Raw genomic sequence first — 14,069 nt, 5'->3', positions numbered from 1 at the left:
CGCACCGCGAACCATGACGTCCAACTCGTCACGTTCGAACACCTTCGGGCGGCAGATCAGGATCGCCAGCAGTCGCGCCGCGGTGTCGCCCGTCTCCCAGAGCTCGCGGGCGAGTTCCTGCTGCGTCCTCAGCCGCTTCGCGAGCGCACGCAGCTTGCCGAGGTTCACACCGTGATCGTCACCGTGTCTCTCGTTCACCTCGCGTGCCTTCGGGTCCTCGAGCTCGGCCAGTTCGGCCGTCACCTCGGCCACCGTCGTCAGCTTCGGATCGGTGTGCTGTGCGAGCGGAAAGTCGTCGAAGCCGACCACCGCCACGTCGTCCGGCACCCGCCGCCCGTGCTCGCGCAGCACCCGCAGCGCGCCCACCGCCGTGAGATCGTTGGCGGCGAACACGGCGTCCAGGCCGGGGCAGCTCTCCAGCAGCTCCCGCATCGCCCGCTCGCCGCCGGCCAGGGTGAAGTCGCCCTCCGCGACGAGCCGCGGATCGGCGTCGGCCATGGCGTCCCGGTAGCCGTCCAGCCGGTCCACGGCCGAGGTCTGGTCCAGGGCGCCGGTGATGTGCGCGACGCGGCCGCGGCCGAGGCCGAGCAGGTGCCGTACGGCGTCGCGGGCGCCGCCGCGGTTGTCGCTGTCGACGTAGACGACGCCGTTCCGGCCGCCGGACCAGTCGGGCCGGCCGCCGAACACGACCGGGACCCCCGCGCGCTGGATCAGCTCGGGCAGCGGGTCGTCGAGGTGCAGGGAGAAGACCAGCGCGCCGTCGACATGGCCGCCGGCCAGGTAACGGGCGACGCGGGCGTGGTCGTGGCGGCCCTCGGTGAGCAGGAGGACGAGCTGGTTGTCGTGCGCCGTCAGCTCCCTGCTGATGCCGCGCAGCTGGCGGGCGAAGAAGGGGTCGGCGAAGACGCGGCTCTCGGGTTCGGCCACGACGACGGCGATGGCGTCGTGCCGGTTCGTCACCAGGCTGCGGGCGGCCTGGTTGGGCACGTAGCCGAGCTCCTCCACCGCCAGCCGGACCCGCTCGGCCAGGGGTTCGGTGACGCCGTCGGCCCCGTTGACCACGCGGGAGACGGTGGCCCGTGAGACCCCGGCCCGCGCGGCCACGGCCTCCAAGGTGGGGCGCGGCACTGTCTCGGTCACGTCGGGGACTCCTCACCTGCGGCTGCCGATCAGGATAGCCCCGGTGCCCCGGGCGGTGAGAGCGCTCTCCCCGGGGGGTGCCCCGCCGTACGCCCGTGTCCCCCGTATCCCTTGCCCCGAGGTCCGGACCCGTCAGTGCTCGTGCTTCCCGCCCTCCTTCTCCTCCGGGGCGGACTCTTGGCCGTGTCCGTGTGCGTGCGGGTCGTAGCCGGGGATCGTGCCGTCCGGCTTCTTCACCAGGAACAGCCCGGTCATGCCCATGTCGGAGTGGCTCTGGACGTGGCAGTGGTACATCCAGGCGCCCGCTCCCACCCCCTCCCCCGCGATGATCTGGAAACCGAAGGAGTCCGCGGGTCCGACGATCTTGTTGTCGATGACCTGGCTCGGGTCGTCGGGTCCGGTGAGCATGCCGGTACGGTTGTCGGCCCAGCGGTGACCGTGCATGTGGAAGGTGTGGTAGTACTCGCCGTGCGTGATCATGACGATCTCGACACGGTCTCCGACGGTGGCCTCGAGGTCGGGGCCGGTGTGGGCGGGCCTGTTGTTGATCGTCATGTCGTTGAAGACGATCGTGTGCGTGCGGTCCGGCAGGACGTCTCCCTTGCGCCGCACGATCACCGCCCCGTACAGGCCGTTGCGGATGCCGCCGGTGCCGTGTTCCGTGCCGACGACGTGGTCGTGGTAGTGCCAGTAGCCGGCGCTGCCCGAGCGCCAGGTGCCGTCCGAGCGCCGTCCGGGCTTGTGGGTGCGCCAGGTGTAGGTGCGGGTGCCGCCGGGTGCGACGTCGCTGCGGTTCATCTTGGTGCCGTCGCTGGAGATCTCGTAGTCCAGGCCGTGGACGTGCAGGCTCACCGGTACGTCCATGGTGTTCTCGAACTCCACGTGCAGCGTGTCGCCCTCGTTGAGCTCGATCAGCGGGCCGGGGACGGACGCCTTGCCCTTCTCCAGTCCATAGCCCATCTTCCCGCCGTCGAGGCGTTCGGCGTACAGCTTGACGCGCCTCACCTCACCGCCCGCGGGAGCCGTCCTTGCCGGGGTCGGGGCGCTCACGGCCTCGGAGGATCCCAGGGACAACGATGTCGCCGCGACCGCGCCGCCCAGCAGCACCCGCCGGTTGAAGCCGCGTCTGTCCATGCCGAACTCCCCTTACTGGTACGGGACTCGATGGTGCCGAGCATCGGAAGGCGTGTGCACGCCGGCTGTGAAGTGGCTGTCATGAACCTGAGAAACCGTAGCGGCCGCTCCCCTGTTTATCCACACTCAGGACAAAGTTCGTTTCATTGCGGCCATAGGTATTGGCGTGTGACGCAAAGAGGTCTAGCTTCCTTGACGCTGTTGCTGCGACCGAGGAGGGGTGGGTGGCCACGTGCGGTTCACATCGCATCAAGGACCCATGCGCTTGCACGGGTTGAGCACGAGAAGCACGAGAACGAACAGAACGAGGCGAAGGGCCTGGGCGGCGACCGTTGCCGCCGGGGTCGTCGCCGCCGGACTGCTGTCGGGGCCCGCCGCCAACGCGCGCCCGGCCCCGGACCCGGCCCTGACAACGATGTCGATCAAGTCGCCCCCGGGCGGCGCGAACGTACGGGTGCTGCTGTTCCACGGTTCCGCCGCGGCCGGCGACGAGTCGCCGCTGGTGAACGCCGGGATCGAGGCGATCGAGAAAATCGGGCTGTCCGGTCCGGAGAACCAGCGGTTCCAGGTCACGGCGACGGACAACGCCTCGGTGTTCACCAACGACACCAGGCTGAGCCGCTTCAACGCGGTCGTCTTCCTCACCGGCGGCGGGGACGTCCTCGACCCGGCGCAGGAGGCGGGCCTGGAGGCCTACATGGAGGCCGGCGGCGGGTTCGTCGGCATCCATGACGCGGCCCGCGCGGAGCCGTACTCGGACTGGTTCACCGGTCTCATCGGGGCCCGCCCGGCCGCGTCCGGCCCGGCGGACGTCCAGCGGGCGACCGTCGAGGTCGGCGACCGGCAGCACCCGGCGACCAAGAGCCTGCCGCAGGAGTGGAAGCGGCCGGACAAGTGGCTGAACTGGGAGCGGAACCCGTCCGGCGAGGTGCACACCGTCGCCAGGGTCCGCGAGTCGACCTACCGGCCCGGGGCGGGCGCCAACGGCGCGGACCACCCCGTGAGCTGGTGCCGCGACTACGACGGCGGACGGTCCTTCTACACCGGGATGGGCGGCACGGCGTCGTCGTACGACGAGACCGACTTCCGCGACCACCTGCGCGGCGCGCTGCTGTGGACCAGCCGGCTGGTGCAGGCCGACTGCAAAACGGCCATCAACGGCAACTACAAGGCGGAGCGGCTGACCCAGCCCAACCAGCCGGGGCAGAACGACCAGATCGGCGAGCCGCACGGACTGGTCACCGCGCCCGACGGCCGCGTCTTCTACATCGGCCGCGGCGGCGCCGACTCCTCACGGCCCGTGATCACCGACTGGAACAATCCGAACATCGGCAAGGGCACCGGCGAGATCCACGTCTACGACCCCAAGACCAAGAAGGTCACGCTCGCCGGCGCACTCACCGTCTTCGGCAACAAGGGCGGCGGCGACGAACTGGTCAAGGTCGAGGAGGGCCTGCTCGGCATCGAACTGGACCCGCGGTTCGAGCGGAACGGGTGGGTGTACCTGCACTACACGCCCCACTCGGAGATCGACCGCGACAAGCGCATGGCCGACCGGCGGGTCTCGCGCTTCACGTTCGACGAGTCCACCGGCAAGCTGGACCTGGCCAGCGAGAAGGTCCTGCTCGACTGGCCGGTACAGATCCACAGTTGCTGCCACTCGGGCGGCGGGCTGGCCTGGGACTCCAAGGGCAACCTGTACATCGCCACCGGTGACAACAACTCCAGCGGCTTCAGCGGTGGTTACTCGGGCAACAACCCCGAGCCGAACTACAAGGGCGTCTCCTTCGCGGACGCGCGCCGCACGTCCGGCAACACCAACAACCTCAACGGCAAGATCCTGCGCATCCACCCGGAGCCGGACGGCACGTACACCCTCCCCGAGGGAAACCTGTTCACCGGTGAGGAGAGCGCCGAGGGCGGCGGCAAGACGCGCGGCGAGATCTACGTGATGGGTGTGCGTAACCCGGCGCGCATCTCCGTCGACCCGCGGACCGACGTGCTCTACGCCGGCTGGGTCGGCCCGGACGCCGGTCAGCCGTCGACGACCTGGGGCCCGGCCAAGTACGACACCTTCGCCGTGATCACGAAGGCGTCCAACCGCGGCTGGCCGTACTGCATGGGCAACAAGCAGCCCTACCGGGACCGCAACCTGCCCGACCCGTCGCAGCCGCTGGGCTGGTACGACTGCGACCACCCGAAGAACGAGTCGCCGAACAACGACGGCCTGGTCAATCTGCCGCCGGTGACCGGCAACAACATCTGGTACTCGCCGCAGGGCGGCGGCCCGGACTTCCCCCGGAACGCGAACGGTGTCCCCTCCTACAAGCAGGACGAGGCCACCTACCGGCTTCCCTGGCTCAAGGGCGGCGGCCAGGCCGCGATGAACGGGCCCGTCTACCGTTTCGACGAGGCGAGCGACAGTGCCGTCAAGTGGCCTTCCTACTGGGACGGCAAGTGGTTCGTCGGCGACTTCTACGACGCCGACCAGCCGCGCAACGCGGTGATCATGAACCCGAAGACGCAGGGCGACGGCGGACTGCCGGTGCACGCGGAGTCGCTGAAGAAGATCGTGCCGGTCGGCAACGACGGCATCAAGAACCTGATGGACTGGAAGTTCGGTCCGGACGGCGCGCTGTACGTCCTCGACTACGGCCGCGGCTTCTTCACCTCGGACTCCAAGTCCGCCCTGTGGCGGGTCACCTACACGGGCGGCGGCCCGACCCCGGCCGCCGGCCTGCTGGCGAGGAAGGCAGAGTGAAACCAGTGATGCGCGGGCAACGAAGAGTCTGGGCCGCCCTGCTGGCCGCCCTCCTCGTGGTGTTCGGCCTGCAGACCGTCTCCACCGCCGGTGAACCGGAGGCCGGGCAGACGGGGAAGGCCGGGGCCGCGGCGGACCAGGTGCTCACCTGGACCGCGGGCAACGACATCGACAAGTACCTCTCCGCACCGGCGACCGCGGTGGCCGGAACGGCGACGATCGTCTTCGAGAACAGTGCGGCCACCGGCAACACCACCGGTATGCCGCACACGCTGACGTTCGCCACGTCGGACCCGGAGTTCAACAACGACGTCCAGCTGAACATCCTCGCCAATCCCGGTGACGCCCAGGGCGGCCGGCACACCGCCGAGGTCACGCTCACGCCGGGCCGCTACTTCTACCACTGCACGATCCCCGGTCACGGGGCGATGCAGGGCATCCTGGTGGTGACCGAGGGCAGCGGGGAGGACACCACGGCGCCCGAGGCGACGGCCGAGGTGACCGGCACGCAGAACACCGAGGGCGCGTACGTCGGTTCGGCGAGCGTCGCCGTCGAGGCCACCGACGAGGGCTCGGGCGTCGACCGGATCGAGTACGCGATCGGCGCCGACGGCGCCTGGCAGCCGTACACCGCACCGGTGGTCGTCGACCAGGTCGGCACGCACACGGTGCGCTACCGCGCCCTGGACAAGGCGGGCAACGTCTCGGCGGTCAAGAGCGTCGAGTTCGCCGTCGTCGCCCCGCAGTCGGACGACACCACCGCCCCGGAGACCTCGGCGACGGTGGCCGGCGAGAAGAACCCCGACGGCGCCTACATCGACATGGCGACCGTCACCGTCAGCGCCTCCGACACGGGATCCGGTGTCAACACCATCGAGTACGCGGTCGGTTCCGGCGCCTGGCAGACGTACGGCGGACCGGTGATGGTGCATCAGGTCGGCACACACACGGTGCGCTACCGCGCCACCGACAAGGCGGGCAACGTCTCGGCGGTCAAGAGCGTCGGGTTCACCGTCGTCGCCGCACCCCCGCAGGACACCACCCCGCCGGTGACGGGCGTGAACGTCGAGGGTTCGAAGAACTCCGACGGCGCGTACGTCGGCAGCGCGAAGGTGACCGTCAGCGCCACCGACGCGCACGGTTCCGGCGTCGCCGGCATCGAGTACTCGCTCGACGGCGGGCCCTACCTGGCGTACACGCAGCCCGTGGTCGTCGACCGTGCGGGCCGGCACACCGTGGCGTACCGGGCGAGCGACAAGGCGGGCAACACCTCCGCGCCGCTCACGGTGAGCTTCACCGTCGTGACCGGCCAGGTCCCCGCGCCGCCCTGTCCGGAGTACGACGAGCGGCTGACGGTGATCGTCGGCGAGGTCGACTCGGGTGTGCCCAACCGGGTCACCAACAACCGGTGCCGGATCGGCGAGTTGATCGAGGACGAGAAGGAGTGGACGTCCAGCGCCCTGTTCCTGAAGCACGTGAAGAGCGTGCTGGACAAGCTCAGGAAGGAAGGCGTCGTCGACCAGCGCGAGTACCGGGCCGTCAACCAGGCGGCCCGCCAGTCCGGGATCGGCGAGCCGGGCCAGACCGACGGCTACCGCAAGATCCTCGACGGCAGCGCGGCGGCGTTCGCCAAGTGGCAGCAGGTGGGCGGTGGTTCGTTCGCACTGAACCCGGACGGATCGATCACGTCGGGCACCACGAAGTCCGGGCTCGGCATGCTGTGGTTCCCCGAGCGCAAGTACGGCGACTTCTCGCTGAAGCTGCAGTGGCGTGACGACGCCCCGGGGACCGGGAACGCCAACTCCGGCGTGTTCGTGCGGTTCCCGCAGGTCCACGACCACCCGGAGGAGACCCGGCCGGAGTGGGCCGCCATCAAGTACGGGCACGAGGTCCAGGTGTTCGACTCGCCCACCGGCGACATGTACAAGACCGGTTCGGTCTACGGCTTCGACCGGGTGGGGCTGGCCGGTGCGGGTGTGACCCAGAAGGGCACCTGGAACGACTACGAGATCCGGGTGGAGGGCCAGCACTACTCGGTCCTCCGCAACGGCGTGCTGATCAACGAGTTCGACAACACCGGCGGTCAGGACTTCACCCCGCCGCGCTCGGACGACCCGGGCACGGACGGGCGGCGGTTCGCCTCCGGTTACATCGGCCTCCAGGTGCACGGCACGACGGACGTGGTCTCGTACCGGGACGTCCGGATCAAGGAGCTGCCGTGAGAACCCTGCTGTGAAAACCCTGCTGTGAAAACCCTGCTGTGACGCGAACTGCCGTGACACAGGGCTGAGTTCCCCCGCGAAGGCGAATCGCCGCGCCGGGCCGGGAAGCCGCGGTTTCGGGCTTCCCGGCCCGGCGCGGCCGTACCCGGCCGGCTCACGGCTGCATGAGGACCTTGACCGCGCCGTCCCGCTTGTGCTGGAACATGTCGTAGGCGTGGGGCGCGTCCGACAGCGGCAGGCGGTGGGTGGCGAAGTCCTCCACGCCGAGGGGGTCGTCGTCCGTGAGGTGGGGGATGATCTCGTCGCTCCAGCGGCGCACGTTCGCCTGCCCCATGCGCATCTGTATCTGCTTGTCGAACATGGTGAGCAGGGGCATGGGGTCCGCCGAGCCGCCGTAGACGCCGGACACCGAGACGGTGCCGCCGCGGCGCACCAGGTCGATCGCGGTGTGCAGGGCGGCGAGCCGGTCGACGCTGAAGCGTTCGGCCAGGGGGCCGCTGAGTTTCCGGGGCAGCAGCGCCGCGGTGTTCTGCACCAGGCGGGCCACCGCGCTGCCGTGCGCCTCGGTGCCGACGGCGTCGATCACGGCGTCGGGGCCGCGGCCGTCGGTCCGGTCGCGGATCGCGGTGACCAGCTCCTTCTCGTCGTCGAAGGAGCGCAGGTCGAAGGTTTCCACGCCCCGTTCCTGCGCCCGGCGCAGCCGTTCGGGGACCAGGTCCACGCCGAAGACCCGGTCGGCGCCCTTGAGCCGGGCGATCCGGCAGGCCATGTCGCCGATGGGACCGAGGCCGAGCACGGCGATGCTGCCGCCCTTGGGGATGTCGGCGTAGGCCACCGCCTGCCAGGCGGTGGGCAGGACGTCGGAGAGGTAGACGAACCGGTCGTCGGGCGGCCCCTCGGGGACCTTGATCGGGCCGTACTGGGCCTGCGGGACCCGCAGGTACTCGGCCTGACCGCCCGGGACCGCGCCGTAGAGGCGGGTGTAGCCGAACAGGGCCGCGCCCATGCCCTCGGCGCTGACCTGGGTGGTCTCGCACTGGGTGGGCAGGCCCGTGAGGCACATCCAGCAGTTGCCGCAGGCGATCTGGAAGGGCACGACGACACGGTCACCGGCCTGGAGGTCCGGTACTCCGGCGCCGACCTCCTCGACGATGCCCATGGGCTCGTGGCCGAGGATGTCGCCCGGGGTCATGAAGGGGGTGAGCACCTCGTAGAGGTGCAGGTCGGAGCCGCACAGTCCGGTGGACGTGACGCGGATGACGGCGTCCGTCGGTTCCTCGATCCGCGGGTCGGGCACCTCCTCCACGCGAACGTCCCGCTTTCCCTGCCAGGTCACTGCCCTCATCGCCGCCTGCTCCCTACGTCGTAGTGGCCGGTGCGCCGTCCGTACGGTCTGCCGCGGTGCGTGCTGCCGGCCGTGCGTACGGCGAGCGCTCCGGGTACCCGGGCGGCCCCTGCCGAACCGCTCTCCACTGGGCCGATCGGCGGAAGCCCCCGCGCGGGAACACCACCGATCACCGATGGCCACCGACGATCGGAAAAGCGCACAATCAAGACAACCGATGATGTGGGGCAGGCAGAGTGGCGACGGTGGGCACGGGACGAAGAGCACGCGCACGACGCGACGCGACGGCGAGAGCGCTGCTGGCGACGCTGTTGACAGCCGGTCTGGCGGCGGGCTGCACGGCATCGAACGGTCCGGGGGACGACGGACGCGGGGCGTCGCGCACCTCACGCCCGGCCGGGACGGACGAGACCCACGCGGACGACCGCCCGCCGGTCCTCGCGGTGAAGATCGACAACGCCTCCGCGGCCCGCCCCCAGACGGGCCTGGAGTCGGCGGACGTGGTGTACGTCGAGCAGGTCGAGGGCGGTCTGAGCCGACTGATGGCGGTCTACGCCACCCGGCTGCCCGAGTCCGTCGGGCCGGTGCGCAGCGTCCGGGAGGCCGACCTGGAACTGCTGCGCCAGTTCGACCGGCCGATCCTGGCGTTCTCCGGGGCACAGGGCAGACTGCTGCCGCTGATCGACCGGGCGCCGTTGGAGCCCCTGACGCCCGCGACGTCCGGCACGGAGGCGGGCGTCTACGTCCGGGGCACCACGCGGTCCGCCCCGCACAACCTCTTCCTCCAGCCCCGGCGGCTCATGGACGGCCCGCCCGGCCGGGCCTCGCTGACCACCGGCTTCCGCCAGGGCCCGCCGCCCCCGGGCGGCGAACCCACGGGCACGCGCACGGTGCGCTATCCGGCGGCCCGGTTCACCTTCAGCTGGTCCGACGCCCACGGCCGCTGGCTCGTCTCCATGGACGGCACCCCCACGCTCACCGCGCGGGGCGAGCCGGTGGCGCCCGCGACCGTCGTCGTGCAGTACGTGACCGTCCGCCCGTCCGACTACCACGACTCCCGCGGCAACAACACGCCGTACACCGAGACGGTGGGCTCCGGGAAGGCCACCGTGCTGCGCGACGGACGCGCCCACGACGTCCGCTGGAGCCGCCCGGACGCCTCGGACGGCACCGCGTTCACGACGGACGACGGCACCGAGGTGAACTTCGCGCAGGGGCAGGTGTGGGTGGTCTACGCGGAGGCCGCCTGATCAGCGCGGGGCGGCCGGCTCGCCGGGGCGGCGCAGCCCCTCGGCCGCGTCCGCCACCCGCCGGATCAACGCGAAGAACGCGGCCTGCTCGCCGGCGTCCAGCGGGCCCAGGAAGACCTGGTTCATCCGGGCGGTGCGCACCGCCAGCTTGCGATGGGTGCGCAGGCCGTCGTCCGTGAGCCGGAGCAGGAAGCGGCGGCCGTCCTGCGGGTCACGGACCTTGTCGAGCAGTTCCCGCCGGATGAGCCGGCCGATCACCTCCGCGATGGTGGACCGGTCCAGCCCGACCCGCTCCCCCACGGTGCGCTGGTCCAGCCCCGGCTCGGCGACGAGCGCGTTGAGGACCGCGAACTGCGGGGAGGTGATCTCCTCGGAGACCATCGTGTTCCACAGCAGGTGGTGCGCCTGCTGGAGCCGCCGGGCCAGGTGCCCGGGATGGGTGCTGAGGTCCACCGCGGCCATGTACGCCCCTCACTGCCGATGCCGCGGTCCACTGCCGCGGTTCATTGCTGCGGTTCGTTGGTGTGATTCGTTGGTGTGATTCGTTGGTGCACTGAACAATACCCGCGCAGTACCGACCCCGTCTGCGGTACGTGACGACGTCGATGCAGGACGCACGGGGGTATTGACGCTCCCGCCCGGCGATGGCAGCGTGAAGGAAGTACTAAGAAAATACTCAGTGCCCTGACTAATTCGGGACCGGCGACGCAGACCGACGACGCGCGTCCGGCCGACTGGGCCGGAAGGAATGGGGTACCTCGGATGGACAAGGTGGTGGCCTCCGTGACGAACGTTCTCACCCAGCACGACATCGACCGGGAGATCGCGGCCGAGCACGCCGCGTACGATAAGCGGGTGGCGGACGGTGCCCCGGTCGAGCACCATCCACGCCGCGACTACCGGCCGTACCGTTCGTCGGTGCTGCGCCACCCCCGGCAGCCGGCGATCGCGGTCGACGTGACCAAGGACCCCGAGCTGGTGGAGCTGTCCTCCCCCGCCTGGGGGGAACGGGACGTCACCGAGACCGACAACGACCTCACCCGGCAGCACCCCGGCGAGCCCGTCGGCGAGCGAATAACCGTCTCCGGGCGGCTGCTGGACCGGGACGGCCGTCCCGTGCGCGGCCAGTTGGTGGAGGTCTGGCAGGCCAACTCGGCCGGGCGGTACGCCCATCAGCGTGAGCAGCACGACGCACCGCTGGACCCGAACTTCACCGGCGCCGGCCGCACCCTCACCGACGGCGAAGGCTTCTACCGCTTCACGACCATCCAGCCGGGACCGTATCCATGGCGCAACCACGTCAACGCGTGGCGCCCGGCGCACATCCACTTCTCCGTCTTCGGCACCGCCTTCACCCAGCGGCTGGTGACGCAGATGTACTTCCCGAACGACCCGCTGTTCCCGTACGACCCGATCCTGCAGTCGGTGACCGACGACGCGGCCCGTCAGCGACTGGTGGCGACCTACGACCACAGTCTGTCGGTGCCGGAGTTCTCCCTCGGCTACCACTGGGACATCGTGCTCGACGGCCCGCGGGCCACCTGGACGGAAGAAGGGCGCTGACCGTCATGACGAAGATCGACACGGGCAATCCGGAGAACGTGCTGCCCACCCCCTCGCACACCGTCGGCCCCTTCTACGGCTATGCGCTGCCGTTCCGCGGCGGTGAGGACATAGCGCCGGCCGGCCACCCGGACACCGTCACCGTGCACGGTTACGTGTACGACGGCGAGGGCGCCCCGCTGCCGGACGCGCTGCTGGAGGTGTGGGGGCCGGACCCGGAGGGCGACCTGGCGACCGCCGACGGTTCGATGCGGCGGGACCCGGCGAGCGGCGACTTCCTGGGCCGCAACGGGGTGGAGTTCACCGGCTTCGGCCGGATCCAGACCGACGCCGACGGCCACTGGTACGTGCGCACGCTGCGGCCGGGGGCCCGGGGGCGAAACGCGCCGTACCTCAGTCTGTGCGTGTTCGCGCGGGGCCTGCTGACGCATCTGTTCACCCGGATCCACCTGCCGGACGACGAGGCCGCGCTCGCGGCGGACCCGCTGCTGTCCCGGCTCGACACAGAGCGCCGCGCCACGCTGATCGCGGCGGACGAGGGGCGGGGGACCTACCGTTTCGACGTCCGCCTCCAGGGCGAGGGCGAAACGGTCTTCCTGGAGTTCCGGTGACATCGTCCGATGCCGGCACCGGCCTGCTCTCCCCCGGGTGGGCCGGTTCCCCGGCCGCCGCCGAGGCCGGGGACGGCGCCGTCCTGCGGGCGCTGCTCGACGCGGAGGCCGCGCTGACCCGGGCGCAGGCGGCGGCCGGGTTCGCCCCCGCCGAGGCGGCGGCGGCGGTCACGGAGGCGGCCGCCTACCCCGGGCGCTTCGACCTCGTCTCCCTCGCCGAGCGGGCGCGGGACGGCGGGAACCCGGTGATCCCGCTGGTCGCGGATCTGACCCGGGCGGTGGGTGAGCCCCACGGCTCCTATGTGCACCGGGGGGCGACCAGCCAGGACATCATGGACACCGCTCTGATGCTGGTGGCCCACCGCGCCCTCGGCCCGCTCCTCGACGACCTCGACCGCGCCCAGCGGGCGCTGTCCGGCCTCGCCGCCGAGCACCGCGACACGGTGCTGCCGGGGCGCACGCTGACCCAGCACGCGGTGCCGACAACGTTCGGGCTGAAGGCCGCCGGGTGGCGCTCCCTCGTGCTCGACGCCCGCGACCGGACAACGGCCGTACGCGTCTCGCTCCCCGCCCAGCTCGGCGGTGCGGCCGGGACGCTGGCCGCGTTCACGGCGTACGGGGCGACGGACCCGACCGGGCTTCCCGCGCTCTACGCCCGGGAGCTCGGACTGTGCCCGCCCGCTCTCCCCTGGCACACGCTGCGCACACCGGTCGCCGATCTCGCCGGCGCTCTCGCCTTCACCGCCGGGGCCCTGGGCAAGCTCGCCGCGGACGTGCTCACGTACTCCCGCACCGAGATCGCGGAGGTCGCCGAGGGCAGCGGCGGCGGGTCCTCGGCCATGCCGCACAAGGCCAACCCGGTGCGTTCGACGCTGATCGCGGCGGCGGCCCGGCAGGCACCGCAGCTCGCGGCCACGCTGTACGGCTCGCTGACGGCCGAGGACGAACGGCCGGCCGGGGCCTGGCACGCCGAGTGGGAGCCGCTGCGGGAGCTGCTGCGCCTGGCCGGCGGCGCGGCCCGGGACGCCGCCGAACTCACCGGTGGACTGCGGGTGCACGCGGACGTGATGCGCGAACACCTCGGCCTGACCCATGGGTTGATCGTCTCCGAGCGGCTGTCCGCCGAGCTGGCACCCCTCCTCGGGCGCGGCCGGGCGAAGGAACTGCTCACCGGCCTGGCGCGGCGCGCGTACGCGGAGGGCCGCGACCTCGGAGCGCTGCTCGGCGACATGCTCGATGAACTGCTCGCGAAGGAGCCGGAGTTGGCCGAGCGCCCGGAGTGGAAGCGCTTCGACCTCACCGCAGCGACCGACCCCGCCCGTTACACCGGCTCCGCCGGACTTCTCACCGACCGTGCACTGGAGCGCTCGTGACCGACACTCTCCTCAACCACCGTACCGAAGGTTCCGGTTCCGCTCCCCCGCTGCTGCTCGGCCCTTCGCTGGGCACGTCGTACGCCCTGTGGGACAAGGTGGCGCCCGAGTTGTCGGCCGCGCACCGGGTGGTCCGCTGGGACCTGCCGGGGCACGGCGGTTCGTCGGCCGGGCTGATCGGTCCCGGCGCGACCGTCGGTGATCTGGCGGATCTGGTGATCGCGCTCGCCGACGCCCTCGACATCGAGCGGTTCGCCTACGCGGGGGTGTCGCTGGGCGGCGCGGTGGGGCTGGAGCTGGCCGTGCGGTATCCGCAGCGGGTGTCGTCGCTGGCCGTGATCTGCTCCTCGGCGCACTTCAACGGCGCGAAGACGTGGGAGGAGCGGGCGGCGCTGGTGCGGAGCGAGGGCCTCGCGGGGCTTGCGCAGAGCGCGGACTCCCGCTGGTTCACGCCCGGTTTCACGGTGCCGGAGCTGGTCCGTGACCACCGGGACGCCGATCCCGGGGCGTACGCCGCCTGCTGCGACGCGCTGGCCGCGTTCGACCTGCGGGACCGCCTCGCACACATCGGGGCGCCGACGCTGCTGGTGGCCGGCCGGGAGGATCCGGCGACGCCCCCGGCGCATCTGCGCGAGATCGCCGACGCGGTGCCGGGGGCGTCGCCGGATCC

11 protein-coding genes are annotated in these 14,069 nt (G+C 71.3%); 7 read left to right on the top strand and 4 right to left on the bottom strand.

Annotated elements, in window-relative coordinates; translation table 11 throughout:
- Both AOK11_RS04820 and AOK11_RS04815 read right to left on the bottom strand, forming a co-directional pair.
- Positions 1–1,140: substrate-binding domain-containing protein (locus AOK11_RS04820; RefSeq protein WP_079034636.1), on the bottom strand; the 1,140-nt coding region annotated here is incomplete at its 3' end.
- A 132-nt stretch (positions 1,141–1,272) separates the two neighbouring features.
- Positions 1,273–2,274, bottom strand: coding sequence for a multicopper oxidase domain-containing protein (locus AOK11_RS04815; protein WP_055592375.1), 1,002 nt, complete (start codon positions 2,272–2,274; stop codon positions 1,273–1,275).
- 259 nt (positions 2,275–2,533) lie between these two features.
- Here AOK11_RS04815 and AOK11_RS04810 point away from each other — a divergent pair, with 259 nt between their 5' ends.
- Both AOK11_RS04810 and AOK11_RS04805 read left to right on the top strand, forming a co-directional pair.
- Positions 2,534–5,035 carry a ThuA domain-containing protein gene (locus tag AOK11_RS04810; protein WP_079034635.1) on the top strand — a complete coding sequence of 834 codons (2,502 nt, stop codon included), beginning with the start codon at positions 2,534–2,536 and terminating at the stop codon, positions 5,033–5,035.
- Positions 5,036–5,043: 8 nt separating this feature from the next.
- On the top strand, positions 5,044–7,257 hold the full coding sequence (locus tag AOK11_RS04805; RefSeq protein WP_055592373.1) for an OmpL47-type beta-barrel domain-containing protein: 2,214 nt from the start codon (positions 5,044–5,046) through the stop codon (positions 7,255–7,257).
- A gap of 154 nt (positions 7,258–7,411) precedes the next feature.
- Here the strand turns inward: AOK11_RS04805 and AOK11_RS04800 are convergent, their stop codons facing one another.
- The gene (locus AOK11_RS04800; protein ID WP_055592372.1) at positions 7,412–8,602 is read right to left on the bottom strand and encodes a zinc-dependent alcohol dehydrogenase; all 1,191 of its coding nucleotides are present in this window, start codon (positions 8,600–8,602) and stop codon (positions 7,412–7,414) included.
- A gap of 236 nt (positions 8,603–8,838) precedes the next feature.
- On the opposite strand from AOK11_RS04800, the gene AOK11_RS04795 reads away from it, so the two are divergent.
- Positions 8,839–9,852, top strand: a complete 1,014-nt coding sequence (locus AOK11_RS04795) for a DUF3048 domain-containing protein (RefSeq protein WP_055592371.1) — start codon at positions 8,839–8,841, stop codon at positions 9,850–9,852.
- Here the strand turns inward: AOK11_RS04795 and AOK11_RS04790 are convergent, their stop codons facing one another.
- Positions 9,853–10,314 (bottom strand): MarR family winged helix-turn-helix transcriptional regulator, encoded by a 462-nt coding sequence (locus AOK11_RS04790; protein ID WP_055592370.1) that lies wholly within the window; start codon positions 10,312–10,314, stop codon positions 9,853–9,855.
- 321 nt (positions 10,315–10,635) lie between these two features.
- On the opposite strand from AOK11_RS04790, the gene pcaH reads away from it, so the two are divergent.
- From pcaH to AOK11_RS04770, 4 genes are all read left to right on the top strand, one after another.
- Positions 10,636–11,415 (top strand): protocatechuate 3,4-dioxygenase subunit beta, encoded by a 780-nt coding sequence (gene pcaH, locus AOK11_RS04785; protein WP_240497219.1) that lies wholly within the window; start codon positions 10,636–10,638, stop codon positions 11,413–11,415.
- Positions 11,416–11,420: 5 nt separating this feature from the next.
- Complete coding sequence (pcaG, locus tag AOK11_RS04780) at positions 11,421–12,026, top strand: protocatechuate 3,4-dioxygenase subunit alpha (protein WP_055592368.1); 606 nt, start codon at positions 11,421–11,423, stop codon at positions 12,024–12,026.
- Positions 12,023–13,399, top strand: a complete 1,377-nt coding sequence (gene pcaB / locus AOK11_RS04775; RefSeq protein ID WP_055592367.1) for a 3-carboxy-cis,cis-muconate cycloisomerase — start codon at positions 12,023–12,025, stop codon at positions 13,397–13,399. The genes pcaG and pcaB overlap by 4 nt, the downstream gene beginning before the upstream one ends.
- Positions 13,396–14,069 (top strand): alpha/beta fold hydrolase (locus AOK11_RS04770; protein WP_157869282.1); only part of this gene is annotated, 674 nt, incomplete at its 3' end. The genes pcaB and AOK11_RS04770, both read left to right, overlap by 4 nt.

The organism is Streptomyces hirsutus, assembly GCF_001418415.1.
GTDB lineage: Bacteria > Actinomycetota > Actinomycetes > Streptomycetales > Streptomycetaceae > Streptomyces > Streptomyces hirsutus.
This window is presented reverse-complemented; position numbering and strand designations above follow the sequence as displayed.

Excerpts from the sequence above, each read along its gene's own strand:
- AOK11_RS04815 (WP_055592375.1), bottom strand. The coding sequence starts at position 2,274 with ATGGACAGACGCGGCTTCAACCGGCGGGTGCTGCTGGGCGGCGCGGTC.
- AOK11_RS04810 (WP_079034635.1), top strand. The coding sequence starts at position 2,534 with ATGCGCTTGCACGGGTTGAGCACGAGAAGCACGAGAACGAACAGAACG.
- AOK11_RS04805 (WP_055592373.1), top strand. The coding sequence starts at position 5,044 with ATGCGCGGGCAACGAAGAGTCTGGGCCGCCCTGCTGGCCGCCCTCCTC.
- AOK11_RS04800 (WP_055592372.1), bottom strand. The coding sequence starts at position 8,602 with ATGAGGGCAGTGACCTGGCAGGGAAAGCGGGACGTTCGCGTGGAGGAG.
- AOK11_RS04790 (WP_055592370.1), bottom strand. The coding sequence starts at position 10,314 with ATGGCCGCGGTGGACCTCAGCACCCATCCCGGGCACCTGGCCCGGCGG.
- pcaG (WP_055592368.1), top strand. The coding sequence starts at position 11,421 with ATGACGAAGATCGACACGGGCAATCCGGAGAACGTGCTGCCCACCCCC.